The sequence below is a fragment of the Rhodococcus sp. UYP9 genome (assembly GCF_040547235.1).
Taxonomy (GTDB): domain Bacteria; phylum Actinomycetota; class Actinomycetes; order Mycobacteriales; family Mycobacteriaceae; genus Rhodococcoides.
In genome coordinates, this window is record NZ_JBEPPH010000001.1 from 439690 (window position 1) to 466665 (window position 26976).

Sequence of the window (26976 nt, forward strand, 5' to 3'; positions counted from 1 at the left end):
CGGCGGTGTTGGGACTGCCCGCTCTCGTTGCAATCTGATCTGTGACGATCGCTCCTCACCGCATGAAAAGCCGAAGACGCCGCGCGGTGAGATGCAGCCACGGTTATCCGCTGCCGTCGGTTTCAATCTGTTGAGATCACCCGATCGTTCAGGAAGTCGATCAACGAGTGGCTTACTACCTCAGGTCGGCCGTTGTTTTGATTCCACGCTGCCGTCACCAGGTCCAAGTGGTTGTAACCGGGCGCGTCCACTCTGGTACCGGCTCCCACCGACGTAGTGCCGAGGGAATCCAAGCCGGCAGCGAAGCCAGTTTCTCCTGCATCGACGTAGATCACCTTCGACCGGGGCGTCACGTCGTATCGCAGATTTACCAAATCGCCAGTGCGATCACCAGTATTGGAGGCGAGGGTTTCCGTCAGCAAGCGAGTCGGAAAATACCATTCCAACCCGTCTACAACGGGATTGGACCACGCTCTGGAAAATTGAGAGATATCGGTGACCTCACTCTCCCTCGTGGTGAACACATCACCGTCTACGGTTTCGCTGCCTGTACGTGCGACCTGGTCGTAGGCGGTCCAGCCGACTGCACTGTTACCAGCTGCAGGCGCCACCGACTTGTTACCGCCGAGGATGCCTGCGAATGCAGCACCGCTGCCGTAGGAAAGGGGAAACAGTTTAGGTGCAACCGGGGAATCGAAGCTTCCGATACTCACCCGCCCGAACCCGATCGGCATCGAATTGTCATCCAGAACGAGGCCTACTGCCGCAGAGTTCGAATAGGACCGAGTCCGCAGATCAGGCTGTCCGAGAAGGAAGTCGAGATAGTTCGGCGCTGACACCGCACGAGCTCCGTGCTGAGCGACAAGATCCTGTTGAATATTCGGCAGGATGGTGCTTGCTGCTCCGGGGTCGATGCTCGCCGCCGACAACATCGACGACAGCATCGTGAAGGTGGCTTCGGACAAGGGAATGTAGGGCAAGGCGTTGTTCAACGGCTGAACTGTTGCAGCCAAGTTCCCGGGTAGCGCACTTCCGACCAATCCGGACACAGCGGCGAAGGTCGAATCGGAAACATCCATGCGGGAATCGAGAACGAAGTATCCGGCGCATTGATCGTATCCGGGTGTACCGTCGAAATCCCAGTTGGCGAATGCGCCTGTCGTCAGGCCGCCGAGTGAATGTCCCCCACACATCGTCCGGGTTTTCCGGTAGTTCGGAGACAACTGCTGCATGACCGTGAATTGGTCTTCGAGAGTCTGCTTCAATCCGATAGTGCCGAGGAATGCAGTGTCGATCGAAGCCGCCGGGGAGTACCGGACTCCCTCGATTTCCTGGCCACGACCGTAGTAGCCGAACGCAAGATTCGGATCCTGTCGGTCAGCGGCAGCGACGAGTCCGCGATGATCTTCCAGACAATTCGCTCTCCGATCCAAGACCCACACCTCGACGTACTGCCCACGCTCTCCTGCTGCGCGTACGGTATTGCGCGCCAACGGCTCGGCTGAGCCTGCACCCTCGAGATATCCAGGCATAGTGACGAACACCGACGCCGACTCTTCCGAATTGTCCGGTCCAGCTGTCGCACGGAAACGTGTGTAGCCCAATCGATCACACTGCGGTGGCCGCTGCCCCGCAGCCGCAGGCAGTGGATCTTCGAAGCTGACGTAACTTGCTTGCACTCCCCCGTCGTCGGACTCGTTGGCGGGGAACGCAATCTCCGTGCGGCCCGCGAGTTGTCCGGGCAGTGGGACCGCGTGCGCAGGCGCAACAGGAAGCAACACCATGGCGCACACTGCGGCAGCAAGCCCGAAACGTCGGGGCGCGGTGCGGTGCTCGATCACGCCGTCGGTGCCGATACCGGACCGCTCGTGAAAGTCTCGGTCAATCGGTCACGCAGTGTGTGCTTGAGGATCTTCCCCGATGGGTTACGGGGGATCTCGGCGATCACCAGTTCGCGTGGAAGTTTGTAATTCGAGATCAGCTTGCTTGCTCCCTCTCGAAGGTCTTCCAGGGTAATTTCACAGCCAGGTAAGGGGGTGACGATTGCGACGATGGTCTCGCCGTACTCTTCGTTCTTCCGGCCCACAACCGCGCAGTCGGCTACGCCGGCGAGCCCTGCGAGTGCGCTCTCGACCTCGACGGAGTAAACGTTGCGACCGCCCGTGATGATCATGTCTTTCATGCGGTCGACCAGGGTGATGTAGCCGTCGCTGTCGACGTTGGCGAGGTCCCCGGTGTGCAGCCACCCGTCACGAATTGCATCTGCGGTCTCCGCAGGCTTGTTCCAGTAACCCTTCATGACCGTTTCACCCTGCATGATCAGCTCACCGGTGGAGCCTGCAGGAACGTCCTTGCCTTCTGGATCCACCACGCGCACAACGGTAGCCAGTAAACTCGACCGTCCACTAGCCGAAGGATTGGCCCGTACTTCTGCCGGCCGACTGTAGATTCCGCCCGGACCACCTTCGGTCTGCCCACATGCTTGATACAGCTCGACCTGAGGGAGTGCTTCCAGCAGGCGTTCGACCGCAGCTGCTGGCATCGGTGCCGCACCGAAGATGCCTGTGCGCCAGGAGGACAAGTCGCGTTTGCCAAGATCAGGATGCCGAAGCAGAAGCTGGTACATCGTTGGGACGCCGAAGAATCCGGTGATCCGTTCGGACTCGAACACCTCCAGTACCGCGGCGGGATCGAACGCAGGAAGGATGACGTGAGTAGCCCCTACCATCGTCCCTGGAATCAACATCATCGTCAGCTCTGCGGCATGGTAGAGCGGCGCGACGTGCAGCAATCGATCCCCGTCCGTGATCCCGAACAAGCTCGTGATGCTCACACCGACCCAAATGGTCCGATGATGATCGAAAAGTGCACCCTTCGGCTTACCTGTCGTACCTGAGGTATAGAGGATCAGCGAATCGTTGGACTCCAGAACCTGCACGTCAGGGTGCTCAGAGGTTTCCTGCTCGGCCAACACGGCGAGACTCGGATAACCCTCGACCACACCGAGCGCCAAGAGCAGGAGCGGTGCGTCGCTTTCCGGCGTTGCTTCCGCCACCTCGCGCACTACAGCGGCAACCGTAGAATCGAAGGCAAGAATTGTGGCACCGGAGTCCTCGAGCAGGTACCGCAGTTCGGGAGGAGCCGACCTGGGGTTGATCGGCACCACGACAGCACCGAGCTTCGCGGCGGCATAGAACGCGATCACGAACCAATCGGAATTACCTGCCATCAAGGCAAGACGGTCTCCCTTGGTGAGCCCGACTCTCGCGAGCGCGTGCGCAACCCGATTCACCTCGGCGTCGAGCTCTCCGTAGGTTCGCCTGGTGTCGCCGTAGACCAGCGCAGTCCGGTCCGGGCATCGCTGTGCACTTGTCGTGAGGGCACTCCCAATTGTCGGCATGTCCATCTCCCAGTAACGTAGATCACACGTGAATTCGTAATCACGACCATAGCGGTGAAAAACCGGTCATGCAATGCTTATTTGTCACTTAAGTAAACTCCTATTAGTTTCGATGCTCGACTCCGAATGACATCCTCGGTCGCAAATCGAGAACGTCTTCAGTCCGGGACCCGAAAAGGTCACCTACCCATCGGTGATCCACTTCAGTGACCATGGAAGCGGAACCTAGAATCAACGCGTCACGAACGGATAGGTGGGAAATGAGCACGACCCGGGCAGGTGCAGCAAGCGTAGGTACCCGTCGCCCTCGTGACCGCAAGGCGCAGATACTCAGCGTCGCTGCGGATCAATTCGGCAACGTCGGCTACAACAACGCCAGCATCGCTGCAATCGCCGATGCAGTCGGCATCACCCCGGGAGCGCTGTACCGCCACTTCCGCAACAAGGAGGCCATGCTCATCGAGCTGACCTTCGAAGGATCCGACCGGTTCGTCGAGGCGCTCAGCGACGACAGTCTGGACTTCACCACAACGATGACACGGCTTGTCGCGTTGGCCGTGTCTCGTCGCGGAATCGGAATCCTATGGCAGCGCGAAGCCCGCAATCTTCCCCGAATCGAACGGGTGGAGTTGAGACGGCGATTGCACTACTGCCACCAAAAGGTCAGCACTGTGATCGCAGCCCGCCGGGAAACCCTGGATCCCGAGAGCTGCGATCTTCTCGCGCGCGCGGTACTGACGGTTCTTCTCAGTCCCTCCTATCACCGTGCACAGGTCCCGGACGATCGGTTTACCGATGCGCTGGAAGGCATGGTCAGCAGGATCGCCGACACTCGTCTGGAGCCCGATGAATCCGCCGGGTCGCCCCACCGGGACGGATTGTCGCCGCAGCACACGCGACGGTCACGGCGGGAACTCCTACTCGTCGAAGCGGCCGGACTATTCGCCGAACACGGGTTCCATGCCGTCACGATGGACGACATCGGGCAAGCGGCAGGGATGACCGGCCCGAGTATCTACAACCATTTCGTGAAGAAGGACGAGATATTGCTCGCGGCACTCAATCGCGGCGCAGACCTACTCGACGCTGGCCTCAACAGCGCTCTCACGCAGGCACATTCGGCACCCGATGCCCTGCATCTCGCCCTACTCTCATACATCGACGTCATGACCAATCACCCTGCTCTGATCACCATCGTGGTCAACGAGACCGCGAGTCTCGCCGACCCCCTCCGCCACCGACTGCGTTCCCGTCAACGCGAGTACGTCGACGAATGGGTTCACCTCCTCGGGACCATGAACCCCGGCGTGGACAGCGAGGAACTACGGGCGATTGCTCTCGCTGCAATCACTACGGTCAATATCCTGGTGAACAGCCCTGAGGTATCCGAAAGGTCTCACCTCGTGGAGGAACTGTCCATCATCGGTGACCGGATCATGGATATCGGTCCACACACGAGTGCCTGACTCGGTTCAGCACACGGCTTTCGAAGACGTCAACGCTGCAACCGTTTCCTCGTCGAGACCCCAGCTCGCCAACGTCCGGGCAACATTACGACCTCCTGCATCCATCGGGACCGGATGCGCGTTTGCGGTTCGGCTGAACCGCGGGGCGGGCGCGGGTTGGATCAGGCCGTCGACCTCGACGAAAGCTCCCCGGGCTTCATTGTGTGGATGCTCGTGCGCTTCCCAGGGTGAGAGCACCGGCGTGACACACGCATCGGAGTCCGTGAAAATTTCGGTCCATTCCGCGCGGGTCTTCTCCCTGAACACCCGTGAGATTGCAGTCTTCACGTCGGGCCACGTGGCCACGTCCAATTGAACTGCAAGTTCGGCGTCGGTCAGACCCAGCTTGCCGAGCAAAAGAGCGTAGAACTGTGGTTCGACGGAACCGACTGCCATGAACTTGCAGTCGGATGTTTCGTACGTGTCATAAAAGGGCGCGGCGCCGTCGAGCGCGTTGGTACCCCGCTCTCCGTCCCACATTCCACTTGCATGCATGCCATGCATGAAGGTGGTCAACAGTGCTGCCCCGTCGACCATTGCAGCATCGACCACCTGCCCCTGCCCGGATTGCTGCCGCTCGAACAGCGCGGAGACGATTCCGAGGGCCAACATCAAGCCGCCGCCGCCGAAGTCACCGAGCAGATTCATCGGCGCGTGTGGGCGCTCCCCGGCACGGCCGATCGGCTCCAGCGCACCCGCGATCGCGATGTAGTTGATGTCGTGACCCGCGCGTGCTGCGAGCGGGCCATCCTGACCCCAACCGGTCATTCGGCCGTAGACCAACTTCGGATTGATCTGCAACAGCGCGTCCGGGCCGATCCCGAGACGTTCGGCCACTCCGGGCCGGAAGCCTTCGACGAAGACATCAGCGCTTTCGATCAGCTTCTGAACAACTGCGACTCCGGCGGGGTCCTTCAGATCCACCGCGATGCTGCGTCGTCCGCGGTCGAGAGGTCCGGCGGGCGGAGTGAGCCCTATTCCCCTTGCGCCGCCGGCACGCTCGATCCTGATCACCTCGGCCCCCATGTCCGCGAGGATCATGCATCCGAAGGGTGCCGGCGCCAGGCTCGCAATCTCGACCACGCGTACGCCATTCAAAGGGCCCACGGGACTCTCACTTCCATTTTCGCGGTGTGCCGTCACAGTGAACGGGCGATCAGATCTTTCATTACCTCGTTCGAGCCGCCATAGATACGTTGAACACGAGCGTCCGCGTACATGCGAGCGATCTGGTACTCGGCCATGTACCCATAGCCACCGAACAACTGAAGACATGTGTCGACGACTCGGCCTTGAACATCGGTCGTGTACGCCTTTGCCATCGACGCTGTGGTGCTGTCGAGTTCACCACGCAGATGGCGTTCGATGCAGTTGCCGACGAACACTCGCGACACTCTCGCCAGGGTCGCGCACTCTGCCAGTTGGAAGCGCGTGTTCTGCATATCGAACAGTGGTCCGCCGAATGCCGAACGGTCCTTGGTGTACTGCACCGTGATCGCGACGGCAGTCTCGGTGGCGGCTGCCGCACACACTCCGATGACCAGTCGTTCGTGTGGGAGTTGCTTCATCAGATAGCCGAACCCTGCGCCCTCGTCGCCGAGCAGATTCTCGGCCGGGACCCGAACGTCCTCGAAGAAGAGCTCGGCCGTGTCCTGTCCCTTCATGCCGATCTTGTCGAGTACGCGGCCCACGCGGTAACCGTCGACGTCAGCTGTCTCCACCACTATCAACGAGACACCCTTGGCGCCGGCAGAGAGATCCGTCTTGGCTGCGACGATGACGAGATCGGCGTGTTTTCCGTTGGAGATGAAGGTTTTGGCTCCGTTGACCACATATTCGCCACCGTCACGAACAGCACTGGTACGCAACATTTTCAAGTCGGATCCTGCGCCCGGTTCGCTCATCGCGATAGCACCGACGAGCTCACCTGATGCCATCTTGGGTAGCCACCGTTGCTTCTGTTCCTCGCTTCCGTAAGCCAGGATGTAGTGCGCGACAATGCCACTGTGGACCATGTTGCCGAAGCTGGTGTCGCCTAGACGGTACTGCGCGTCGAAAATGGCGAAATCGTGTGCGTAGGTGCCGCCCCCTCCGCCGTATTCCTCCGGAATCGATGCACACAGCAGACCGAGATTGCCGGCTTTGTTCCACACGTCTCGGTCGACAGATTTCTGATCCGCGAACCGCTCCTGGTTCGGAAGGAGTTCGGCTTCGAAAAACTTTGTGGCCATGTCCTTCAAGGCGACTATGTCGTCGTCGATCCACGATGATCGGTATTCTGCTGTGCCCATGTTCTCGACTCCTAGAAGTTGAAGCCGCCGCCACAGACCAAGGTCTGCGCACTGACGTAATCGGATTCGGGGGTGCAGAACAAGTAGACCGCCCCTGCAGCTTCGCTCGGTGCGCCGGCGCGACCGAGTGGGATCATCTGTTCCATCGCGGTCATCAGGTCGGGGTTGACCCCGACCTTGATCTCTTTGCCTTGAACATCGATCGTGGCTTGGCCATCGGCCGACGCTTCGGTGAGGCGGGTCTTGATGAAACCGAATGCAACAGTGTTGACGGTGACGTTGTACCGGCCCCATTCCTTCGCCAACGTCTTGGTCAGCCCAGTGACACCGGCCTTCGCCGAGGAGTAATTGGCCTGGCCTGGGTTTCCACCGGTTCCGGCAAGAGAAGAGATGTTGACGACCTTGCGGCATGGGATAGGTTCACCCGCGGCTTTGGCCTTCTTGACCGCAGCGGCGATGACGGGCTGTGCGGCGCGCAGAATACGGAACGGAGCTTTGAGATGTACGTCGAGAATCGCATCCCACTGCTCGTCGGTCATCTTCTGAATCACCGAATCCCAGGTGTAACCCGCATTGTTGACGATGATGTCGAGTCCGCCGAAAGAATCGACGGCGGTCTGTACGAAACGCTCGGCAAAGCCGTCTTCGGTGACACTTCCGGCGCACGCAACGGCGAGACCGCCGGCGGCCTCGATCGCGGCAACGGTCTCATCGGCCGGTTCAGCATCGAGGTCGTTGACGACCACCTTTGCGCCCTCTCGGGCAAGCTTGAGCGCGATTTCTCTGCCGATCCCGCGGCCGGAGCCAGAAACGATCGCAACCTTGTTGTTCAGAGTTCCCATGGTGTGCAGTCTCTTTCAGTTGATGGCGACGATTGCGTCGCCAGTGAGTGCGACGGTGCCGTCGGCGAGGGTGACGGCGAGTTCGACGGTGGCGCGCCGCTCACCGTCGACCCGATCGATCGAGACAACCTTGCCGGTGGCAGTGGGCTTGGCCAACACGGGCGTGATGGAAGCAAACCTCACCTGGTACGAGCGAATATCCTGCTGCGGAATCCAATTGGTCAACAGACGACCCAGGTATGCCATTGAAAGCATGCCGTGCGCGAAGACGTCTTCGAGTCCTGCCGACCTGGCAACGTCGATGTCGATGTGCATCGGGTTGTGATCGCCCGAGGCACCGCCGAACAGGGCCAACGTCGTTCTCGTGATCTTGTCGATCTCCAACGTGGGGAGCTCGGTGCCGACCTCGATGTGTTCGGTAAATGTCATTTTCCGACTCCTGGGTTTCGCACGACGAGTACAGATTTCAGGTCCGCCACAGCGGATCCATCGGCGCGCGTTACGGCGGTGTCTTTCACGATGAATTCCAGTGCACCGCCCTTTTTCGAGTACACATCGGCGATCGTCGACTTCGCAGTCAACGTGTCACCCGGGTAGGCGATCGAGTGGTAGGTGAATGCTTGTTCGCCGTGTAGGACGAAGCGCAGATCGACACCGAGGTCCGACAACCAAGCGAATGGGTCGGGACTGTCGAGCTCGATGGAGAACAGGAAGGTCGGCGGGACAGGCAGATCCTCGTACCCGGCTGCGTTGGCTGCCTCGACGTCGGTATAGACCGGGTTCGTCTCACCGATGGCCTTGGCGAAAAATCGCAACCTCGCTGCATCGACAGTGATGTCGACGGGCTCGAACTCGGTTCCGATCACTGCGGTATCGACGGCCATGCTCAGCTCACCTTCTCGTAGAGGGTGACCACGGCGGCGCCGCCGAGACCGATGTTGTGCTGTAAGGCCACTTTGAGATCTCCCTCGACCTGACGGGCCTGTGCCTGGCCGCGCAACTGCCACACCAGCTCCGCACACTGCGCGAGACCCGTCGCACCGAGCGGGTGCCCCTTGGACAGCAGGCCACCGGAGGGGTTGGCGACAACCTGGCCGCCGTAGGTGTTGTTGCCGTCGTTGATGAACTTTTCGGCTGTTCCCTCGGGTGTGAGGCCGATTGCCTCGTAGGTGAGCAGCTCATTGGCAGTGAAACAGTCGTGCAATTCGACGACGCGGATATCTTCGGGCCCGACGCCGGACATTTCGTAAACCTGTTGCGCCGCAGCCTTCGACATGTCGTAGCCGACGACCTTGGTCATGTCGTTTTCGTCGAATGTCGAGGAAAAGTCGGTCGTCATCGCTTGGGCTTTGATCACAATGGACGCGTCGAGACCGTTCTTCTTGGCGTATTCCTCGCTGACGATGACTGCCGCCGCCGCGCCGCAGGTGGGCGGGCAGCATTGCAGTCGCGTGAGCGTGCCGTAGATGTGCGGTGAGGCGAGTACTTCTTCGACGCTGGTCGGCGTCTTGAACACCGCGTACGGATTGTTCGCGGCGTGCAGGCGGGACTTGACGGAAATCTTTGCAAACGTTTCGGGTGCGGTGCCGTACTTCTCGGCGTATTGACGACCTGCACCACCGAACATCTGAGCGGCGAAAGGTGACTCGTCCCGTTCCTGGACCTGATCCATCACTTCGTCGAACCGCGCGAACGGCGACGGTCGGTCGGTGAATCCCATAGCCAGCGCACCCCGCTGCATCTGCTCGAAGCCGACCGCGAGCGCGACGTCGACCGCACCCGACTCGACAGCCTGTCGGGCGAGGAACAGGGCCGATGAGCCGGTCGAGCAGTTGTTGTTGACGTTGATGACTGGGATTCCAGTCAGACCGAGGCCGTATACGACGGCCTGTCCGCATGTGGAATCACCGTAGACATAGCCCGCGTAGGCCTGCTGAATTGCGCTGTACTCCACACCCGCGTCGGTGAGGGCGGCACGCGCTGCCGTCGTTCCCATCACGTCGTATGTCTCGGACCGGCTCGGTGTCGCGAAGGGGATCATTCCTACGCCTGCAACCACTGCTCTTCGCGTCATCCCAAACTCCTGAAGTTGACTAATTCTGATTTACTTACTGAAACAGAAGCGCTGTTGGAATGCAATAGGTAAGTCGATACGACATTAACTTCGGTCAACACGCGAGCTCTCGGAGCCGTCGGGCGAAACGGGCTCCACCGTGATGCCGTGGTCCTGGCACCCACGTCGATCTCGACGAAATTGTTTTTCGACCGATCTGGCCCCTCTACGGCACGTACGCTTGCACGACCTCACTCAGCGCGACGTCCGCCGTCACACCACAGGAGCGATTTTCATGTCACAGAATTCGTCCGCTGCAGCTGTCACGACCTCCGTCGAAAACACCATCGGTTACGTGACATTGACCGAGCCGGAGCGTCGAAATCCGCTCTCGGTGGCAACTATGCGCTCGTTCCAACAGGCACTGCTCGATCTATCAACGACCCCTGCCGTACGCGTGATCGTCGTTCGCGCCGAAGGACCCGCATTCTCGGCCGGCCACGACCTGACCGAAGTGGTCGGGCGGTCCCTGGAAGAGGAACGCGAGATCTTCGCCGTCTGCACGGAGATGATGCTGACCATTCACCGCGTTCGCCAGCCCGTGATCGCTGCGGTGCAGGGCATGGCCCTGGCTGCCGGTTGCCAACTCGTCGCCTCCTGCGACCTCGCGATTGCCTCCTCCACCGCTCGTTTCAGCACCCCTGGTGTGAAGATCGGGTTGTTCTGCTCGACGCCCATGGTGGCCTTGACTCGGGCAATCGGACGCAAACAGGCGATGCGGATGCTGCTGACCGGAGAAATGATCGACGCGGCAACCGCTCTGCAGTGGGGTCTTGTCAACGAGGTCGTTGCCCCCGAATCCCTCGACTCCGTCAGCCGGTCGATGGCCGAGACCATAGCTAGCTCGAGTGCCATGACCATCGGTATCGGCAAAGAGGCGTTCTACCAACAGATCGAGCTGTCCGAGAGCGACGCCTACGCTGCGATGCAGGAGGTCATGGCGGCCAATGCGACGACCCGCGATGCCCAGGAAGGCATTTCCGCGTTTCTCGGCAAACGCACACCACACTGGCAGGATCGCTGATCAGATCAGCGCACCGGGCGGCGGCGTCCTAGGGGTCTCCGGCCCGACTGACCGACCCGATCGGCTCAGCTGCGGCGGCCGACCACCGGGTTGAGCTCCGAGGCCGCGAGGCCGCCGGGCTCGACACCTGGGAGGAACTCGCGCCAGGTGCCGCTGATGAGCGTCGGCGACGACGTCACCCGCGCCCCATCGGCGAAGTAGGTGGTGGCCAGCGCCCGGCGCGGTTGCGTCGTCAGGTTGGGGCCCGCGGTGTGGAAGCACAGCGCCGAGTGGAACGACACGTCGCCCACCGCGAACGGCCCGGACTCCACCGCGACGCCGCGATCGACGAAGCGCTGGGTGACGGCCTCGTCGTACGAGGTCCCGACCTTGTCGAACTCCAAGTCGGCTACCTCGCCGAGCACCTCGCGGCCGCGGGCGAACGACAGTGGACCCATCCGGCCGGGGATCGCCGACATCGGCATCCAGGCCGTGACCGCCTGGGAAGTCTGCAGCGGGAAATGCTCGGCGTCGTGGTGCCAGGGCGTGCGGCCGCAGCCGGGCTCCTTGGACAGCGCGTTGTCGTGGTAGAGCCGAACGCCGGGTTCGTCGAGCAAGGTCGCAGCCAGGCCGCCGATTCGGGGCGACAGCGCCACGGCGCGCATCAGATCATCATGTAGCCACATCTGCTCCAGCGCGGTGAACCGGCCGGCGACGTCGTCGCCGTGCTCGGCGCGCAGCAGCCCCTCGAGGTGCTCGGCGAGGCGTCGTACGACGGCCGGCGAGAGCACGCCGGGCAGCCGCACGAAAGCCTCCCGCGCGAAGGCCCGGGCCGCGGACGGGTCGAGGTCGTAGGGCTCGGCCAGCTCGCGCTCGACCTGCTCGTCGGTGGCCGCCGGAGCGTCGGGCAGGCCCGGGCCGTCGACCAACTCGGTGGGCACCTGGTCGTTGGCTGCCAGCGTGACGTACCAGTCCCACCAGTCCTGGTCGTCGCCCGCCCAGTCCTGCTCGATACCGCCGTCCCGGTTCTGTTCGGGGAGCCGATCGTTGGTCTGGTTGTTCAGAGCCGACGTGTTGTTCAGATCCGACGTGTTGTTCAGATCCGACGTGTTGTTCAGATCCACAGCAGGGCCGCCTCGTGGGAGAAGGTGTAGGAGCCGGAGTCGTCGCGGCAGGAAGCCAGGTACTCGCCCAGCACCGGGGCCGCCTCCATCTCCTCCAGCGACACGGAGTCGTCGAAGGCGCAGCGCTGCAGGAAGCCCTCGACGACGGCACGATCCGACGTGCCGGTGGTGTACGTGACACGCTGGTCGCGGACATCCGCGCCGGCTCGGATCAGCGAGTCACGCACCTGCTCGGCGCTCGTGTACGGCGTCGCCTCGCGCACGCCGGCGCGAAAGGCGTCGTAGAAAGCAAGGTAGTGGGAAGTCGCCGTGGCCTGCGCGACCAGGCCCAGACCACCGGGGGCCAATGCGGCCACGAACCGCTCGGCCGCGGCGTCCAGCTCGGTCGGCGGCAGGGCGTAGAGCGCATGGGTGGCCCACACGACGTCGTAACCGGTGTGGTCGGCGGGGAGGTCCTGCAATGTCATCACCAGGTCTTCTCTGGCCGAGAACGGCGGGCCCAGCGCGGCGCGCGCCTCGGCCACCGAGAACGCCGACGGGTCGAGCAGGTCGTAGGCCAGCTCGGGCAGCGCAGAGAGGTCGGTGTAATGCCGCAGCGCGGTGGGAAACTTGCCGCTGCCGCAGGCCACGTCGAGCAGCGACCAGCCCTCGTGCGCACGTTCGGCGAGCAGGCCGGGCCAGTCGGCGGCCAGCGCCAGCTGGCGGTAATCCTCGGTGGCAAGGGCGTAGAACGCCTCCATGCCCGTACGACCCGCCTCGCTCCAGTGCTCGAGACTCCGGTCGGCTGTATCTCCGCTGCTCACACGAGTCCTCGTCTCTCTCAGAAAGCCGACCTCAATGCACCGGGTGGGGCGTCGTGGTTGACTCGGTCTGATGTCCAACGTAGCTCCGACCCCGTCGATCGGCACCGCAGCCGTGCTCCTCGACGACTTACGCGCCCTACGGCGCGGTGCTCCGGCCCTGGCCGGCCTCGAGCCCAAGTCCTACGCTCGCGACCACGCCGCGTTCGAGCAGCTCTCCGACCAGCGCGGCCTCATCGCCGAGCACCTCGCAGGCAGGCTGGCCACGATGGGCGACGGACCGGTCTCGGTGCTTTCGGTGGGCTGCGGTGACGGCTCGCTCGATGTCCAGCTCGCCGATTCTCTGGTGCTGGCGGTGCCCGGCCGATCGGTGCGCTACGTCGGCATCGAACCCTGGTCCGGGAGCGCAGGGCTTTTCACCGCCAACATGGCTGCGCTGGGGTCCGACGAGCTCAGCGTCGACGTGCACGTCGCGTCGTTCAGTAACGCCCCGCTGGACGAGACCTTCGACGTCGTGTTGTTCGTGCACTCGATCTACTACGTCGCCGACGTGGAAGAGACCCTCCATGGTGCCCTCGAACTGCTGCGACCCGGCGGCGAACTGTGGGTGCTCAACGCACCCCGAGGCGCGCTCAACGCCCTGGTCGACGTGCTCGCCCCACCACTGGGGGGACATCGACAATGGTTCAGCGCCGACGTCGAGAAGGCCTTCGTGGACGGCGGCATCGCCCTCGACGAGATTGTCACCCTGGACGCACTGGTCGGCCTCGCCTCCGCGAGCGAGCGGGTGCTCGACTTCGCGGTGCAGGCCCGGCTGACCCCCGAGCTGCGCGGACCAGTGCGGGCCTATCTCGACGCCGTCTCGGTGCCCGGCGCCGACGGCAGGCCCCGGGTGCCGCACCCGGTCGACGTGTTCGCCGCGGCCCGCCGCTGACCATCGCTCGAAGGGTTTGCGCAGCGGGCACTCACGCAGGCGGGGCGAAGAATTCGAGTGCGATGTTGTCCACGTCCCGGAACGAGATGCCCGAACCGTATCCTGCGTGTTTGATCCCGGAGTGTTCGATCTTCAGCTCGTCCAGCCTGTCTCGCCACTGGACCAGTTCTTCCTGGGAGCAACCGAACGCAATGTGATCCAGGCCTACGCGGCGTTCGTCGAACGGCCCCTCAGCCGTCGAACCATGGTGTGAATGGAGCCCGAACAGCATGCCGTTCGCGAGCGCGAAGACCGAATGATGAAAAGTTCCCGACTCCTCGTCCTCGTCCAGCACCGGGCGGGAATCGAACAACCTCGAATACCATTCGACGCTCTTCTCGAGGTCCGTCACCGTTATCGCAACGTGGGCCAAGCCAGGAAAACTGGACATCTTCGGTCGACCTTTCGGATGGGCGCTCGCACTACTCTGAACCTAATCGAAGATTGTCGTACGGCGAGACGTCATGGACGAAAGCTACCCATTCGGGTAGGTGCGACGCAGCCCAGGCCTCCGTACCCGGACAGCGCCTCGAATTCGATTGCAGCACAACAACGCAAGACCGAAGTGAGCTGGTGTGGTCTATTTTTCGGCGAGACCTGTTGCCGCTGCGAGATATTCACGTGAGTCGCGAAACGTCTGCGCCACGCCGCGTCCCGCGACGGCTCGGTATCGACTGATCTGATCGTCATCGAGAAGATCGAGCGCCGTAGTGGAATCCGCGTGCATCCAACCGCCGTCTCGCACCAGCTTGTGTGCGCGTTTACCTTGCAGGGCAGAAATTCCCTCGACTCTGATCCCCTTCGGATCGGTCGACGCTGCGATGTAGTAAGCCTTCTTCCCGGGGTAACCGGCCTTGACCTTCACGCGCAACCGCAAGACGGCATCGACCGCGTCATCGATGGCAGAGAATTGCTCGTCGGAGCCCGATTCGGCAGCAGAGACTCGCGCAATCTCCGCATCCAGTCCAGCAAGCAAAGTGGCGAGGTACTCAAGATCGCTCATCAACTCATGATGCCTTACGGCAGCGATCTCCTGCACCAGGGGACTGACCCAGGTGGTTGCTGACTGCGCGCCAAATAGTGCTCGACTACACCGCTCCACACGGCTCTGAAGTGCCCTCGTCGTTGCCCCGCGACTGACTGCACACTATCGGCGGCTATCGGCGGCTATCGGCGGGATCCCGTCAATAGTCGCCGATAGTGTGCACTGAGGCACTGTGCGACCACACGAAAAAGACTCCGACCACACCATCTGGTCGGAGCCTTTCCGCTGGAGCCTCCTAACGGGATTGAACCGTTGACCGCTCGCTTACAAGTATGATGGGACACAACCACATACGTCCGAATGGACCCACCACAGAGGCCCTGACCTGTGTCAATCGTCCAGGCAGTATCACCCGAATCCATAGCCGTAGGTACCGACATGTGACACGCTCGTGACACCGAGATCCGGGCCAAAAGTCCGTGAAGACCGTAGTGAATCCGCCTGGACGCAGACCGATTCGGAGCGGCTTGCGCCCTCCACTTCACCGCTCACGACCCACGAAATCTCAACAACTCGAGTGTAGACATCCGTTCGTCCGGAGCTCTGCAACCCCTGAGGGCAGCGCGACGACAACGCTGAAGATCGCCCGTCGAAATTGGTAGGAGGACACACAGTCGAGCCGCGTCGCGCACATACGGTCGGAGTTGACGACCGGGCAAACCGGGACTGCCCGGCTTTGGTTGACATCTGATCTGTGAACGCACCGTAAACTGTAGGAAGGTTGCTGCGCGAGTTCACCTTCGGCCACAACCGGCAGCTCGAATCAGTCCTTCGTGCACATGTGGTCGCTCTCGCCGACCGAACGGATATTCCGCCCGGGATCGTGGATCGGGCGTTCATCGACATCGACTCACTCCTGCGCCCGGTCTAGGACACGCCAAGCAAGGCGCCTCCTACGGTCACAGCGAGATCGCCGGAAAACAGATCCTCCGCAAAGAACTCTCACCGCTCGCCACGGTCATCAGCACCGCCGACTCGGCACCGGCCATCACCGGTATGAGGCTGTGAGCAGGGAAGACCGGATCTGGTACCGGTGCGCCGTGGATGATCCCGCACGCCATCGCAACCGCTCGGATGGCCGGCGCTACCGGGAAGATCATGGTCCGAGGCGACTCCGCCTACGGCAACAACCGCGTCGTCCGGACCTGCACCGACGCCGGTGTCGAATTCTCGTTCGTGCTGACCAAGAACCGGCTCGTCCAGCAGGCCATTGACTCCATCGCCGATCATGCGTGAACGCCTATGCGGTACCCAGGAGCGGTCCGCGACCCCGACACCGGTGGCTGGATCTCCGACGCAGAAGTCGCCGAAACCACCTTCACCGCATTCTCTTCCACCGCACACCGTCGCCGGACGACTGATCGTCGGGCGAGTCAAGGACGCCCGCTATCGGGACGCACTGTTCCCGGTCTGGCGGTATCACCCATTTTTCAACAACACCACCCTGCCAACCACCATCGCAGACGTCACTCACGGGGCGCACGCGATCATCGAGACCGCGTTCTCCCATCTGATCGACGACCCTGCGGCGCACATGCCGTCGGGATCGCTCGGCGCGAACTCCGCGTGGGTGCTGTGCGCGGCGATCGCCCACAACCTGCTCCAGCGTCCGGGACTGTCGCTGGCGGCACGTTCACGAGGGCTCGAGGTGTGACTCTGCGTCGCAAGATCGTCAACATCCCTGCTCGCATCGTCAGGCCTCAACGCACTCCAACGCTGCATCTACCCCGGCGTTGACCTTGGCTCGATGCATGGCTTCAACTGTGGCGCAGAATCATCGGGTCCAGGCCGCCCGAACTCGCGTGACTTCATCAACCCGCCACACCGACCCGAGGAACGACAATCGTGGATAGCTGGGCAGACCAGCGGTTCACGCCCCCCCCCCGGAACACCACAGACCGATCATTGGTCACCGACCGACACCCACTACCTCCGTCCACGGATCGAGGTTTGCCCAACGTCTCGTTCTCGACGCCAAGAATGATGACGTGTCCGAACTCGAGCCCTTTGCACATGTAATGGTGAGGATGCGAATCACGTCGGTGTCCGAGAAGTGCTGCATCGCACGGGACGGATCCAGCTCGAGACCTGGAGCAGCCTCGAATGCTTCCAAAGCTTCTGCGACTAGGTCATCCAGACGCAAACCTTGCGCGTAACCCGCGTGCGATCCGCCTCGGTCAGGTCAGAGGTGACAGGTCATCGACGGTGAGAACTTGAACGTGCTGCCCAATCGCTGACTCGCGAACTGCCTCAACGGCCCGAGCCACGTCATTGGAGAACAGGACGACGGCGACTGACTCCCGTGCACGAGAGACGCAAACGTAGAAGAGCCTGCGCGTCCGCTCGATCGCAGAGTCGGCGCCCCTCGATTGGTTGTCGAGATCGGTGGCCGACAGCTCCTTCAGGCCGAGAAACTTGTCATACGAGTACAGGGAGAATCGTCCCTCGTTGTCGTCGAGGACGACAATCACGCGCTCGAACTCGGAGCCTTTCGTACCGTGCTGCGTGGAGTACGGTGACTCCTGCTTCACGTACGTATAGTAGCCCTCCAACTCGGACAAAACGCACTCGGACATGGCATTTAATACGTCCACAACTCGCTCGTCGAGAACAACGTCGCCGTGCTCGCCCTCCAGGTGGAGGTACGCAGCCATTCGAGGATCAAGTTCGATGAGTTCAGTGCTGGATGCGCTGCGGAGCAGGTCGCCCAGCTTCGCGGTGCTGGAATCTAGCGCAAGCTGGCGCAACTCCCCAACGGCCGCCTTGCTCGATGCCAGTACGGCCTTGAGTTGCCGGGATGCCTGCCCAGCACGCACAAGGGGACTGCTCTCTCTCAGCACCGCCAGAACTGCTGGCGAACTTACATCTTTCGCCAAGCAGAGCGGCAAAATCACGTCCCTAAATGGCGTCAGTGGCCACGCGTTGCCTTCGTCGAAGGCCTGACCCAGGCTGCTGGCCTTACGGTCGTTGAACGCCGCGTAGAGATTCCCGAAGCCGAGGCGCTTAGCCGCCATGCGGTGCACGATCATCAAGATCTTGGAGCCGCCCTTGTGAGCGGAGCGAGTCCAGTTTCCGGAAGTGCTGTGTTCGTCGAGCCAAGAACGGACCAGCTCCAGCCGATCACTCCGTTGGTCGTCTGACGGAAGAACGAAACAAAAAGCCTCTCCCTCGGCCTGTTCCGATAAGCCGCTCACCTGCTGGAGCGAGTCGCCTTCTGAACGAATGGCGTTCACGCAGGCCAACACGCGCCGTGACGAGCGGAAATTCTGTGGCTTGTCGACGTTCACCCACCCGGGCTCCAGCGACACCGATACAACACCCTGCTGATAAATCTGCTGCATCGGGTCGCCAAAGAAGCCAAGGCACACATTCCCGCCCGCGAGCGACCAAACATGCTTTAGCGCCTCGACGACCTCAGGGTAGGTATCCTGACTCTCGTCGACAAAGATGAACGGAAACTGCCGGCCCACAAGCTGTGCCAGGAGCCTTCGTCGGAGGATCATCTCCGGCACCATCTTGGTGACGTCCGTATGGCCGACGATGCCGCGGGCGTAGTCGGCCCCGATCCCGTACGCCCACCGCTTGACGTCCTTCATGGCGGCCTGTTGGTGTCGACGCTTCTCTAGATCCGCCGCATCGTTGTCCTTGGTCGTCTGACGCGTGCTGGGCTTGTAGCTCGCTTGCTTCTCAAGAAGCCCGGCTATCTGCTCGTCGATACGAGCCGCAACCCAGACGCCGATATCCTTCTGGAACGGCTTCGCCAGCGCCCACAAGAAACTATGGATAGTGGACACGGAGGCGAGACGATCGTTGCCGATCTCCTCGTGGATCTCCCGCGCGGCAACCTCGGTGTAGGTGATGCACGCGACGCGCTGCGTCTTTGCGAGCAGTGACGGCCCCCGGGTTCTCGTTATATGTGCCAGCGCCTTCACTAGCGACGTGGTCTTGCCTGATCCTGCGCCAGCTACAACTGTGAACCCGATCAGTTGATCTCGGTCCAGGATCTCTCGAATTTGGCGATCGGCGTCGGTGTCGGGCGCGTCGGCTCTTGCCGTCATTCGGAGTCACACCCCCCAGCTACTTGGTTGGCGAGTTCTTCCGGCACAACAAGCTCCAGTTGCTCACGCAGCCACTCAAGGCCTTCGGTAATGTACGCGGGAGATTTCCAGGACTGCTCGGCCGCCGCAATCACACCAAGAGCGAAGGCGGTCTTGTCGAAATACGTGCCCTTTACACGTTTGAAGAGCTTCTCATGCAACTCCGTGATCGAAAGTTCGGACGCCTTGCCGATGCGCAGTCCCAGGTTTTTGCCGTCCACGCTCTGCGTCCAGTCGAGATTCTGAAGAGCGAACGCCTCCTCCAACGTCCGACCAGCTCTAAACTCCTGGGCCGCCTGCCAGGAGACGGTCTCGTTGGTCTGATAGGCAACGCGAACCAAGCCGGGGCTGCCATCAGGACTAACGGGTGCCTTCTGGTCAGCACCGGCCGCTAGCAGTTCACCTATCCCCTCGATTTTCGGGAGCCACTGCTTCAGCGTCTCGTTGGAGGTGATTGCTCCTGTGGTATCTACCGCACAGGCAGATGCGCGCTTGTCCTCTTCATCGTCTATTCCGGTGACGTCCTGAACAGCCACGCTGTCGAGATCTGTGATGACGAGCGTCGGAAGGCTCAGGAAGTCCAGGAGCTTGGCGAATTTGTACGCGAAGGCACCGCCGACCTCCAGAATCGTCAAGTGACATGAGCGGAGCTCAGGCACGAATCGCTCGATGACGAGTGGTAGGAGCAGGCGCTCGACGTTCCCTTCAACGAGAACGGCTGCGTCCGCGAAGAAGAGATCACAATGTGTCAACTTGATGTACTGCTGCAAGAATTCCCGCGTCATCACCTCCTCTTCGTCGTAAAACATCGACAGGTTCTTGACGTCGCTGCAGTGGAGTCCGTTCGGCGCGACTGATCGGCAGAAGTAGCGGATCGGTTTGAAGTTGCTTTCATAGATGATGTGCGGCGAGTGCGTCGTGACCACCAGTTGCGTCTGGAAGTCCGCCTCAGGCGCGGGCAAGATCTCGAGGATCTTCCGGATGAACACCTGCTGTAGCTGAGCGTGCAGGTGGGCTTCTGGCTCCTCGATCATGACGAGGTGGATCGGCGGACGGTCGATCTCGGCCTCCGCCCATGCGTGATGGAAATCGAGCACTTCTACCACCATGAAGATGAGGTTTTTAAAACCAAGGCCGTTGTACTGATCGGGGAGCATCTGCTCGATGGCCACGCCTGCACCGGCTGGCACGGGTAGCGAGTAGTGGACTTTAGCGTTGGTGCTGAGGATGCCATGAGCGTTGAACGATGCTTTGACGACCATGCCGGGATTGGCGACGCCCGGGTAGCCCACCTCACCCAGTCGCGCCAGGGTCGGTCCGAAGACATCGGCGAAGTGCTTGTTCAGCCGCTCCTCCGACTCGGCGATAGCTCCGAGGGCATCCAGGTCGCTATCCAGCTTCTGAAGACTCCGCTCATAAAAGCGACTCAGACGGTTCGAGAGGTCCTCGCTCCTGCCGTGCGAGTCGACATCGGACAGGTGACGCTGCGCGTTCAGGAAGTCGACGCGGATAATTGAGTCAACGATGCTCGACGCGCCGGTTATGTGTGTGCCAAGGAAGAACGGCTCGTACCCATCGTTCAGCACGAACTGGTCGTCGCACTCACTAGCGTCGAGTGCGTAGTACTTAATCTCGTACTCCTGCTGAAGCCGCTTCGTCAAGTACTCCACCATGGTTTGTGGCCACGGTTTGTAGGACGTCTCGACGTCACCAGCGGTCGCCTCTGCCTTCGCACGCGCTTCCTTATAGTTCGCAACCAGTTTGGCACCGTCCCGCGGCGCGTACACCATTCGGACCCCGACGGGTTCGCCTTCCCAGTCCAGGCTCGGCAGGAGTTCGAGCACGCGGTGGAGGTTATCCTCGTCGACCTCGAACCACAGATCGAAATTGATTCGAGGAAGTTCGACGTCTGGATCCCCGTCGTCGACGTCGAAGGAGTCGAAGACCTCCCAGCAGTCGGCGGTGAAGTCGTAGATCTGAAACGGCGCACGGGGTTGCTGCGACAGAAACATCTGGAACAGCTGCGTGGCCGACGTCTTACCGCTGTTGTTTGCGCCGACAAATATGGTGCGCTCCTGCTCAAGGTCAACCCGGGCACTCTTGAGTCGCCTGAAATTCTCAACACGAAAACACCTAATTTGCACTACAAACTCCCCGCGGGCGGCTAATGAAACTCATGGCTCTACTCTGCGCGCATTCCTACAAATGAGTGAAGTATCAATTAAGGCGGCTGTTCCAAGGAGGCGTCTCACGGAACAAGGTCGTCTGTCTGAGGCGGGTCGCTGACGATTCGTAAAGCAGGCCGGGGGTCTTCCGCGCCGAGCATCTCGCGCACGCGCGCCGGGTGCCATCTCAGCTCTCGCGCAAGGTCGGCCTGACCGTAGCCTGCGTGATCGGCGAGCTCCGCAGCCTGGGCGAGCATTGAGGGCACCTCTCCGGGGTAGGCGTTCACGGGTTCCGGTGTTTCCAATCCCGAGCTGCGCAACTGGTTCAACTTCTGGTAGCCGCGCCGGATCGACGCGTCAGAGACGGTGCCGGTCTCTTTCATCCGCAGCAGCAGCGAGTCGACGGAGACACCCCAGTGTCGCGACAACTCGTCCAGCCGCGACAAGTTCACCGTGCGGGGCAGCAGGTTTTCGATTTGTGAACGCGGCGTGAGGAACTCAGCGGCGAACTGGTCCGCTTCGCGTTCCTGCTGCTTGTCTCCCGGTGCCGCCTCGCCGTGCAGCAGCACGTGCCCAAGCTCGTGCGCAATCGTGAACCGGTAGACGAACACTGACTTCGCCCGCTCCGGGGTGACGACGATGGCTGGCCTTGCCAGGTGCGACGTAGAGAACGCGCCAACACGAGCGACGTCCGCGTTCGCCATTGTGAGCAGACTGACGACGATCCCGTGTGACTCCGCAAGGGCGACCAGATGCTTCACCGGCTTCCCGCCGAGCCCCCATCGCGCACGGAGAGCCTGAGCGGCCGAATGCGGGTCCGCCTTCTCTCGGTCGACCGGTGGCAGATCGACCTCCGGGAAGCGGACCTTCTTCTCCAGCGCGAACGTCAGCTCCCACACCTGCTCGATGAACGCGATCGCCTTCGCGCGGTCCCGCGCGGACGTCGAACGCAGGCTCCGGAAGTGCGCTTGTGACCCGTCCACTCGACCGATCGGACGGCCGGTTGCGAAGTAGTCCACGGGCACGTGCAGTTCGCGTGCGAGCACGGGCAGGAGGTCACGTCGCGGGGTGGAGGACTGTGACTCGTACTGACCGATGGCCGCGGGAGTCACCCCGACGAGGTCTGCGAGCTTTGCCTTCGACAGACCTGCCGCGAAGCGCGCCTGCGTTAGGCGTGCAGGATCGAAGCTGCCCGCGACAGTACCGAGGTCAGGGCGATCGGATGGCTCGACCAGGGAGAACAGGGTGTCCCGGTCATCCATGAGCGCCTCCGTCTGTCTCTTCCTCCTTCACCCCCAGCTGAGGGCGCGGGATAGGGCCGTCCGAGAAGCTCTCGTCCTCCGCAGGCGCGACATCCACCAATGAGCCCGATCCGACGTCGAGCAACGACTCCATCGACGCGAAGGTGAGGTAGCCATCGGCTCCCAGAGTCGCCTCGCCCCAGTCGATGCTGTGAAGCGCAGACGGATTGCTCGCGTAGGGCACGACGACCACACGGTGAGATGTCAGCGTCTCTTCGAGCGCCTTGGCTTCGGCGTCGAGAAGCTCCCGCTCCTCCTCGGTCAGTTCCGGGTGCTCGAACTCGATCTCGAGGCGCTGCTGCGCGAGATCCCGTTCCTGCTTGAAGAGGGAGATGCGCGTGTCCGACACCGCGAACGGACGCGATCCGATGTCTGTGGAACGCTCCCGGGCGAAGCGCCACGGGAAGAGGACCGCGCCGTTGAACGAGACCAGCTTGTAACCCCGCCGCGGGATGATCTCAGCCGAGGGAAGCCGCCCGAGCACCGCCACGAATTCATCTAGGCACTTGCGCCAGATCTGCCCGTACACCCCAGTGTGCTTCATGTCCGCTTCCGCCTGCGCGTTCGCCATCTTCTCGTGGCAGTCGCGGATGACGGCCGAGATCTGCTCTCGCACCAATGCCCCATCGGCTCCTAGCGTCCGCAAAGCCCATGCACGTCCCTCGTCGATCGCCACCTCGCACTCCCTTCATCTGTCTACAGGGACGCTAACATATCACTTTAGTTTTCGACATAAAAAGCTCACTATCGATCGGCGCGTCGCCGTCGGCGGTCGTTACTGGCAATAGACATGCGGTTCAGCGCGAAAGGCCGAGTGTCGCCTCGAGGCTCGTTGTCACGGAAAGGGAAATCCCCAGTGCTGTCTTTCGCATCGGAACGAATCCGTTCCTGACGGACGATGGGGACGCATGTCAGCCCGGATCCTGCAGGGGACGTGAGATATCGTCTTCATGCCACCGGCCGGCACCGCTCAGTGCCACGCCTCGTAGCCTTCGGAGGGAATACGACCGTGCCGCAGCAACGTAGATCCGGCACTGGTCCTGTCTCTGAAAACCTCAAAAGCAGCCGCATTCACACACCAGGCTGCCCCTGGGATTACACCGATGCCTGCAAAGCTGAACTTCTCGAACTGAAGAGCATTGACGCTGACGCCTACGAAGTACTGGTCGCACTCATTCTCGACGCGGTCGAGATAGGTCTCGACGCCGAGGAAAACGGTGGCAGTACCTACCGCGTGCCAGTCGGTCAGGCGGTCGATCAGCGCAGACACTTCAGTCGCAAACCCATGCCCTGGCTGGGCGAGCTGAAGGTGGAAAGCACCCACGGGCGTAAGCCGCAAGACTTCCGCCTATATTTCCTCGAGACGACAGCCGCCTCTGGTGAGGAAACTACCCTCATCCTCGGGTCTTCCCTCCCGATTGCAGGCAAGGGCGTCGCCGGTGAGTACGACAAAGATCAGCAGACCGAGCACATGCGTGATGCGATGTGGCGGGGCATCCACTGGTGTGACAAGCATGAACCTATGCGGTACTGGCGGACATGGGACTAACCACTGCTACCCTTGCGTTATAAATCAAGACGGCAGGTCAGTCCCGAATATGGAAGAGGTGGCGTGGCGGTGATGATTCCCGGCATGGAGGGCGCAGATGCCACAGAGCTTCTCGGCGTCGATCTCGCGCGCGCCCAAAACCGGTTGGTCCGGCTATTGCGAGACCGGCGCATCGAGCTCGGCCTATCTGGATCACAGGTCGCCGAACGAATGAACGTCGACCCCAGTGTGGTGTCGAGGTTCGAGCGAGGAGGAACCAACGCGACCCTTGCCACCATCCGTCGCTACGCGAAAGCAGTCGAGGCAATGGTGACCTACGAGGTCTGCTCCCGAGAGGAGCATCGGAAAAAGACAGTGAGTGCGCGTGCCGACGCCCTCATTGCAACCTGGTCTGCCGCTGAGCTATCCGAGCCTGACATGCAATCTGCGACGACGCCGCTAGTTCCATCGGCGACCGTACTGCGTCGCCAGTTCTCGGCACAGCCATTCCCGGCTGCGATCACGTCAGCATGATCACCAAACTCGCTGCGCTGACCCTACGACACATCGATCCGGCAAAGCTCCTACTCGAACGTCACTACCCAGAAAACGATGCGCCCCCTGCATGGTACGAGGAAATGTCGGAGGGTTCGGCGACAGTCCGCGGATGGACCAACGGAACCGTCCTCGCGACGCTCGAAACTCGCTTTCACCGCCCCAACCTCATGTATGTCGGGGTTGCGGTGACGGGCCTGTACGCAAACGACGAGCAGGCGGAACAAGGCAACCAAGGCGACATGGATTCATCGACATTGGACGAGGCCACCGACGACGAGAAATCAGCGTTCGTCGAGGCGGCCTTGATCGACCTCTACCCGGCGTTGCGCGCAGAATTGCAGATTCTCTCTGGACGCTTTAGTGGAATACCAGGGATTTCACTGCAGCCCACCCCATCTCTCAACATCTGACTGCGCGCTAAGCCAAGCTGGAAGCGGTGTGGGCTCTCCCCCGTTTCGGTACGAGCGTGCTGATAGTGCTGGCTCGCGGCTGCTGGGATAACCGTGTCAAAGGCGTCGACGAAGAGGTCGGGCAGCGTCGTCCCGCCAGTGCCTGCGGTGGTCATCTCGCCCAAGATCCGGTTGTCAGTTTCAGAAGACGACTGCACTGTTTCTGAAGTGGACCGCACTAATCACCTCTCGCGGCCGCAAGAGCCGGGCGAGGGTGAGGTTCTTGTAGAGGGCGGATCCTTGCAATCCTATGTTCTTGCACAGTGTTCCGATCTTGAGCTGCCGCGTTTCCTGTACCTGGAATAGGCATGCCCGCTCTTCAAGAGTCAGGGTGTGCGGCCAGCCTTTCATCTTGCCGGCCGCCCATTCGCCGGTTTCGACGAATGGGCCGACGCGTTCAACGCCCTGTACAAAGGGGCGAAGCACGCGGATCAGGCGCCACCGGAGCCTGTACGGGCATGGGTCATTGCCTCATCCGGGGCACTGCTCGTCAGGCTTTGGTTGGCGCGCGAGTTCGGAGTGCCCTCGCGAAAACCTTGAGCGATCCGCGGACTTCGCCGGTTAGGCTGCCATGGTCGATTCCGAGTTGACCCAAATCACCGGGCAGTTCTGGCGAGTGGACGCGCCGACGCGTGGGCTTCATGGAACAGTGCGTATTCACGACAACCAGATTTCTGCAATCGTCCACGGTGAGATGACTGAGCGTCGAACGACTGGCCATCGAACCGTCGGCGAAGGGCTTCGCGTCATCCGCGCTTCCGATCCCGACGTCGCGGTCGCCGAGTTCGAGCCGTACACGGTCCACGGGACGAGCGACGACGGAACGTTGCTTACCTTGGTGGACGTGCGTGGCAGCTCGCGACCTCTTATCCACATGGAGCGGAACGGGGAACTATCTGTCACACAAGTGATCGTGGGTGCGCACGTCACAGGTGCCGATCAGCTGTACCGGCGGTTGCGATTCGCCATGCACGTACCCGAAGGATGGGGCCATTTCGACCAGATAGCATTCGATGCCCAGGACCAGCTAGCTCGATTCGAATTGTCCCACAATGACTACGGCGAGTTGGTCGTCTCTTACGCTACCCGGTCGCCGGTATCGCTAAGCACATTTCACATGAGGGTCGTCAACGCGATGACCGGACTCGCGCAACTGTGTCACGGTGATCCGGTTACGGCCGAATCGCTAGAAGTCAGTGTGGAAATGAGCGGGTCGTGGTTGCGGGTCCTCGAACAGCTTGACCCTGAAGTCGAGGTGCGCCGCCGCGGAAGTCGTCTGGTCTCCGGCAATGCTGTGACCCCCCCATGTCGTCGAACACTGGATGAACAACTGGGCCAGCCTCGGAAACATCGCAGACCCGGCGGTGAACGGCACTGACGACGTGCCGATCGAGGTCAGAGCGCTCACTCTGTGCGCCGTGGCCGAGGGCTTTCACAGCCGGTTGTTCGGCGATCGAACCACCCGGTTGGGACTGTCGCCCAACCAGATCAAGACGATCCGTCGGGCCGCACGAATTGCAGGCATGGCCGCACACGACGGCTTACAAGCAGAGGCAACCGACACCGACGCTGCACGTGGCGAGGTCGAGAAAGCCCTGCAAGACTCGTTCGCCGGTTTCGGACGCATCACGTTCGCGGAGCGTATGGAGCAGCTAGCCACCATCACCTCGACGGCCGTTCACGAGGTTCTCGCCGATTTCACCCCAGAACGAATATTGCCCTTCGCTTCATGAGAGGAATTGACAACGAAATTTCGAAACACCATGGCGCACCAATCAATTA

The 26976-nt window shown here is 61.6% G+C and carries 24 protein-coding genes and 1 pseudogene; 9 read left to right on the top strand and 16 right to left on the bottom strand.

Annotation, left to right across the window (positions count from 1 at the left end; genetic code table 11):
* Nucleotides 1-122 precede the first annotated feature (122 nt).
* Entirely contained in the window at nucleotides 123-1841 is a 1719-nt protein-coding gene (locus tag ABIB36_RS02105; RefSeq protein WP_354558991.1) for a hypothetical protein, read from the bottom strand.
* Complete coding sequence (locus ABIB36_RS02110; RefSeq protein ID WP_354558992.1) at nucleotides 1838-3400, bottom strand: class I adenylate-forming enzyme family protein; 1563 nt, start codon at nucleotides 3398-3400, stop codon at nucleotides 1838-1840. The genes ABIB36_RS02105 and ABIB36_RS02110 overlap by 4 nt, the downstream gene beginning before the upstream one ends.
* A gap of 260 nt (nucleotides 3401-3660) precedes the next feature.
* Here ABIB36_RS02110 and ABIB36_RS02115 point away from each other — a divergent pair, with 260 nt between their 5' ends.
* On the top strand, nucleotides 3661-4866 hold the full coding sequence (locus ABIB36_RS02115) for a TetR/AcrR family transcriptional regulator (protein ID WP_179142302.1): 1206 nt from the start codon (nucleotides 3661-3663) through the stop codon (nucleotides 4864-4866).
* Between the two features lie 6 nt (nucleotides 4867-4872).
* Here the strand turns inward: ABIB36_RS02115 and ABIB36_RS02120 are convergent, their stop codons facing one another.
* From ABIB36_RS02120 to ABIB36_RS02145, 6 genes are read right to left on the bottom strand one after another with little or no spacing between them, the layout of a single operon-like run.
* Nucleotides 4873-6012: a CaiB/BaiF CoA transferase family protein gene (locus ABIB36_RS02120; protein ID WP_354558993.1), complete on the bottom strand. Its 1140-nt coding sequence runs from the start codon at nucleotides 6010-6012 to the stop codon at nucleotides 4873-4875.
* A gap of 32 nt (nucleotides 6013-6044) precedes the next feature.
* Entirely contained in the window at nucleotides 6045-7196 is a 1152-nt protein-coding gene (locus ABIB36_RS02125; RefSeq protein WP_354558994.1) for an acyl-CoA dehydrogenase family protein, read from the bottom strand.
* An 11-nt stretch (nucleotides 7197-7207) separates the two neighbouring features.
* Nucleotides 7208-8038 (bottom strand): SDR family NAD(P)-dependent oxidoreductase, encoded by an 831-nt coding sequence (locus ABIB36_RS02130; protein ID WP_084346982.1) that lies wholly within the window; start codon nucleotides 8036-8038, stop codon nucleotides 7208-7210.
* A gap of 15 nt (nucleotides 8039-8053) precedes the next feature.
* Nucleotides 8054-8467, bottom strand: a complete 414-nt coding sequence (locus ABIB36_RS02135) for a MaoC/PaaZ C-terminal domain-containing protein (protein WP_084346981.1) — start codon at nucleotides 8465-8467, stop codon at nucleotides 8054-8056.
* The gene (locus tag ABIB36_RS02140) at nucleotides 8464-8922 is read right to left on the bottom strand and encodes a MaoC family dehydratase N-terminal domain-containing protein (RefSeq protein ID WP_354558995.1); all 459 of its coding nucleotides are present in this window, start codon (nucleotides 8920-8922) and stop codon (nucleotides 8464-8466) included. The genes ABIB36_RS02135 and ABIB36_RS02140 overlap by 4 nt, the downstream gene beginning before the upstream one ends.
* A gap of 2 nt (nucleotides 8923-8924) precedes the next feature.
* Nucleotides 8925-10112, bottom strand: a complete 1188-nt coding sequence (locus ABIB36_RS02145) for a lipid-transfer protein (protein WP_354558996.1) — start codon at nucleotides 10110-10112, stop codon at nucleotides 8925-8927.
* A 274-nt stretch (nucleotides 10113-10386) separates the two neighbouring features.
* Here ABIB36_RS02145 and ABIB36_RS02150 point away from each other — a divergent pair, with 274 nt between their 5' ends.
* Nucleotides 10387-11175, top strand: a complete 789-nt coding sequence (locus ABIB36_RS02150; protein ID WP_354558997.1) for an enoyl-CoA hydratase — start codon at nucleotides 10387-10389, stop codon at nucleotides 11173-11175.
* Nucleotides 11176-11240: 65 nt separating this feature from the next.
* Here ABIB36_RS02150 and ABIB36_RS02155 read toward each other — a convergent pair whose 3' ends face one another.
* Together ABIB36_RS02155 and ABIB36_RS02160 are read right to left on the bottom strand one after the other, a co-directional pair.
* On the bottom strand, nucleotides 11241-12278 hold the full coding sequence (locus ABIB36_RS02155; RefSeq protein ID WP_354558998.1) for a phytanoyl-CoA dioxygenase family protein: 1038 nt from the start codon (nucleotides 12276-12278) through the stop codon (nucleotides 11241-11243).
* Nucleotides 12269-13018, bottom strand: coding sequence for a class I SAM-dependent methyltransferase (locus ABIB36_RS02160; protein WP_354558999.1), 750 nt, complete (start codon nucleotides 13016-13018; stop codon nucleotides 12269-12271). Before ABIB36_RS02160 ends, ABIB36_RS02155 begins: the two co-directional genes overlap by 10 nt.
* Before the next feature lie 133 nt (nucleotides 13019-13151).
* Here ABIB36_RS02160 and ABIB36_RS02165 point away from each other — a divergent pair, with 133 nt between their 5' ends.
* Nucleotides 13152-14012: a class I SAM-dependent methyltransferase gene (locus ABIB36_RS02165; RefSeq protein WP_354559000.1), complete on the top strand. Its 861-nt coding sequence runs from the start codon at nucleotides 13152-13154 to the stop codon at nucleotides 14010-14012.
* Between the two features lie 31 nt (nucleotides 14013-14043).
* Here ABIB36_RS02165 and ABIB36_RS02170 read toward each other — a convergent pair whose 3' ends face one another.
* The gene (locus ABIB36_RS02170) at nucleotides 14044-14442 is read right to left on the bottom strand and encodes a VOC family protein (protein ID WP_354559001.1); all 399 of its coding nucleotides are present in this window, start codon (nucleotides 14440-14442) and stop codon (nucleotides 14044-14046) included.
* A gap of 189 nt (nucleotides 14443-14631) precedes the next feature.
* Nucleotides 14632-15054: a phosphate acetyltransferase gene (locus ABIB36_RS02175; protein ID WP_354559002.1), complete on the bottom strand. Its 423-nt coding sequence runs from the start codon at nucleotides 15052-15054 to the stop codon at nucleotides 14632-14634.
* A gap of 751 nt (nucleotides 15055-15805) precedes the next feature.
* Here ABIB36_RS02175 and ABIB36_RS02180 point away from each other — a divergent pair.
* Nucleotides 15806-16902, top strand: a pseudogene (locus tag ABIB36_RS02180) (IS1380 family transposase); the annotation flags it as partial.
* Nucleotides 16903-17273: 371 nt separating this feature from the next.
* Here the strand turns inward: ABIB36_RS02180 and ABIB36_RS02185 are convergent.
* From ABIB36_RS02185 to ABIB36_RS02200, 4 genes are all read right to left on the bottom strand, one after another.
* Nucleotides 17274-19154 carry a UvrD-helicase domain-containing protein gene (locus tag ABIB36_RS02185; RefSeq protein ID WP_354559003.1) on the bottom strand — a complete coding sequence of 627 codons (1881 nt, stop codon included), beginning with the start codon at nucleotides 19152-19154 and terminating at the stop codon, nucleotides 17274-17276.
* Nucleotides 19151-21337: an ATP-dependent nuclease gene (locus ABIB36_RS02190; protein WP_354559004.1), complete on the bottom strand. Its 2187-nt coding sequence runs from the start codon at nucleotides 21335-21337 to the stop codon at nucleotides 19151-19153. The genes ABIB36_RS02185 and ABIB36_RS02190 overlap by 4 nt, the downstream gene beginning before the upstream one ends.
* A gap of 104 nt (nucleotides 21338-21441) precedes the next feature.
* Nucleotides 21442-22620: a helix-turn-helix domain-containing protein gene (locus tag ABIB36_RS02195; RefSeq protein WP_354559005.1), complete on the bottom strand. Its 1179-nt coding sequence runs from the start codon at nucleotides 22618-22620 to the stop codon at nucleotides 21442-21444.
* Entirely contained in the window at nucleotides 22613-23335 is a 723-nt protein-coding gene (locus ABIB36_RS02200) for a hypothetical protein (RefSeq protein ID WP_354559006.1), read from the bottom strand. Before ABIB36_RS02200 ends, ABIB36_RS02195 begins: the two co-directional genes overlap by 8 nt.
* A gap of 333 nt (nucleotides 23336-23668) precedes the next feature.
* Between ABIB36_RS02200 and ABIB36_RS02205 the strand changes: the two genes are divergently transcribed.
* The 5 genes from ABIB36_RS02205 (at nucleotide 23669) to ABIB36_RS02225 (ending at nucleotide 26927) form a co-directional block, all read left to right on the top strand.
* Nucleotides 23669-24208 carry a hypothetical protein gene (locus ABIB36_RS02205; protein WP_354559007.1) on the top strand — a complete coding sequence of 180 codons (540 nt, stop codon included), beginning with the start codon at nucleotides 23669-23671 and terminating at the stop codon, nucleotides 24206-24208.
* Nucleotides 24209-24280: 72 nt separating this feature from the next.
* Nucleotides 24281-24721, top strand: a complete 441-nt coding sequence (locus ABIB36_RS02210; RefSeq protein WP_354559292.1) for a helix-turn-helix domain-containing protein — start codon at nucleotides 24281-24283, stop codon at nucleotides 24719-24721.
* Entirely contained in the window at nucleotides 24718-25155 is a 438-nt protein-coding gene (locus tag ABIB36_RS02215) for a hypothetical protein (protein ID WP_354559008.1), read from the top strand. The genes ABIB36_RS02210 and ABIB36_RS02215 overlap by 4 nt, the downstream gene beginning before the upstream one ends.
* 610 nt (nucleotides 25156-25765) lie before the next feature.
* Nucleotides 25766-26572 (top strand): ApeA N-terminal domain 1-containing protein, encoded by an 807-nt coding sequence (locus tag ABIB36_RS02220; RefSeq protein ID WP_354559009.1) that lies wholly within the window; start codon nucleotides 25766-25768, stop codon nucleotides 26570-26572.
* Complete coding sequence (locus ABIB36_RS02225; protein ID WP_354571515.1) at nucleotides 26517-26927, top strand: hypothetical protein; 411 nt, start codon at nucleotides 26517-26519, stop codon at nucleotides 26925-26927. Before ABIB36_RS02220 ends, ABIB36_RS02225 begins: the two co-directional genes overlap by 56 nt.
* Nucleotides 26928-26976 lie beyond the last annotated feature (49 nt).

Excerpts from the sequence above, each read along its gene's own strand:
- ABIB36_RS02110 (WP_354558992.1), bottom strand. The coding sequence starts at position 3,400 with ATGCCGACAATTGGGAGTGCCCTCACGACAAGTGCACAGCGATGCCCG.
- ABIB36_RS02115 (WP_179142302.1), top strand. The coding sequence starts at position 3,661 with ATGAGCACGACCCGGGCAGGTGCAGCAAGCGTAGGTACCCGTCGCCCT.
- ABIB36_RS02125 (WP_354558994.1), bottom strand. The coding sequence starts at position 7,196 with ATGGGCACAGCAGAATACCGATCATCGTGGATCGACGACGACATAGTC.
- ABIB36_RS02130 (WP_084346982.1), bottom strand. The coding sequence starts at position 8,038 with ATGGGAACTCTGAACAACAAGGTTGCGATCGTTTCTGGCTCCGGCCGC.
- ABIB36_RS02135 (WP_084346981.1), bottom strand. The coding sequence starts at position 8,467 with ATGACATTTACCGAACACATCGAGGTCGGCACCGAGCTCCCCACGTTG.
- ABIB36_RS02140 (WP_354558995.1), bottom strand. The coding sequence starts at position 8,922 with ATGGCCGTCGATACCGCAGTGATCGGAACCGAGTTCGAGCCCGTCGAC.
- ABIB36_RS02145 (WP_354558996.1), bottom strand. The coding sequence starts at position 10,112 with ATGACGCGAAGAGCAGTGGTTGCAGGCGTAGGAATGATCCCCTTCGCG.
- ABIB36_RS02150 (WP_354558997.1), top strand. The coding sequence starts at position 10,387 with ATGTCACAGAATTCGTCCGCTGCAGCTGTCACGACCTCCGTCGAAAAC.
- ABIB36_RS02160 (WP_354558999.1), bottom strand. The coding sequence starts at position 13,018 with ATGGAGGCGTTCTACGCCCTTGCCACCGAGGATTACCGCCAGCTGGCG.
- ABIB36_RS02165 (WP_354559000.1), top strand. The coding sequence starts at position 13,152 with ATGTCCAACGTAGCTCCGACCCCGTCGATCGGCACCGCAGCCGTGCTC.
- ABIB36_RS02170 (WP_354559001.1), bottom strand. The coding sequence starts at position 14,442 with ATGTCCAGTTTTCCTGGCTTGGCCCACGTTGCGATAACGGTGACGGAC.
- ABIB36_RS02175 (WP_354559002.1), bottom strand. The coding sequence starts at position 15,054 with ATGAGCGATCTTGAGTACCTCGCCACTTTGCTTGCTGGACTGGATGCG.
- ABIB36_RS02185 (WP_354559003.1), bottom strand. The coding sequence starts at position 19,154 with ATGACGGCAAGAGCCGACGCGCCCGACACCGACGCCGATCGCCAAATT.
- ABIB36_RS02195 (WP_354559005.1), bottom strand. The coding sequence starts at position 22,620 with ATGGATGACCGGGACACCCTGTTCTCCCTGGTCGAGCCATCCGATCGC.
- ABIB36_RS02210 (WP_354559292.1), top strand. The coding sequence starts at position 24,281 with ATGATTCCCGGCATGGAGGGCGCAGATGCCACAGAGCTTCTCGGCGTC.
- ABIB36_RS02215 (WP_354559008.1), top strand. The coding sequence starts at position 24,718 with ATGATCACCAAACTCGCTGCGCTGACCCTACGACACATCGATCCGGCA.
- ABIB36_RS02220 (WP_354559009.1), top strand. The coding sequence starts at position 25,766 with ATGGTCGATTCCGAGTTGACCCAAATCACCGGGCAGTTCTGGCGAGTG.
- ABIB36_RS02225 (WP_354571515.1), top strand. The coding sequence starts at position 26,517 with ATGAACAACTGGGCCAGCCTCGGAAACATCGCAGACCCGGCGGTGAAC.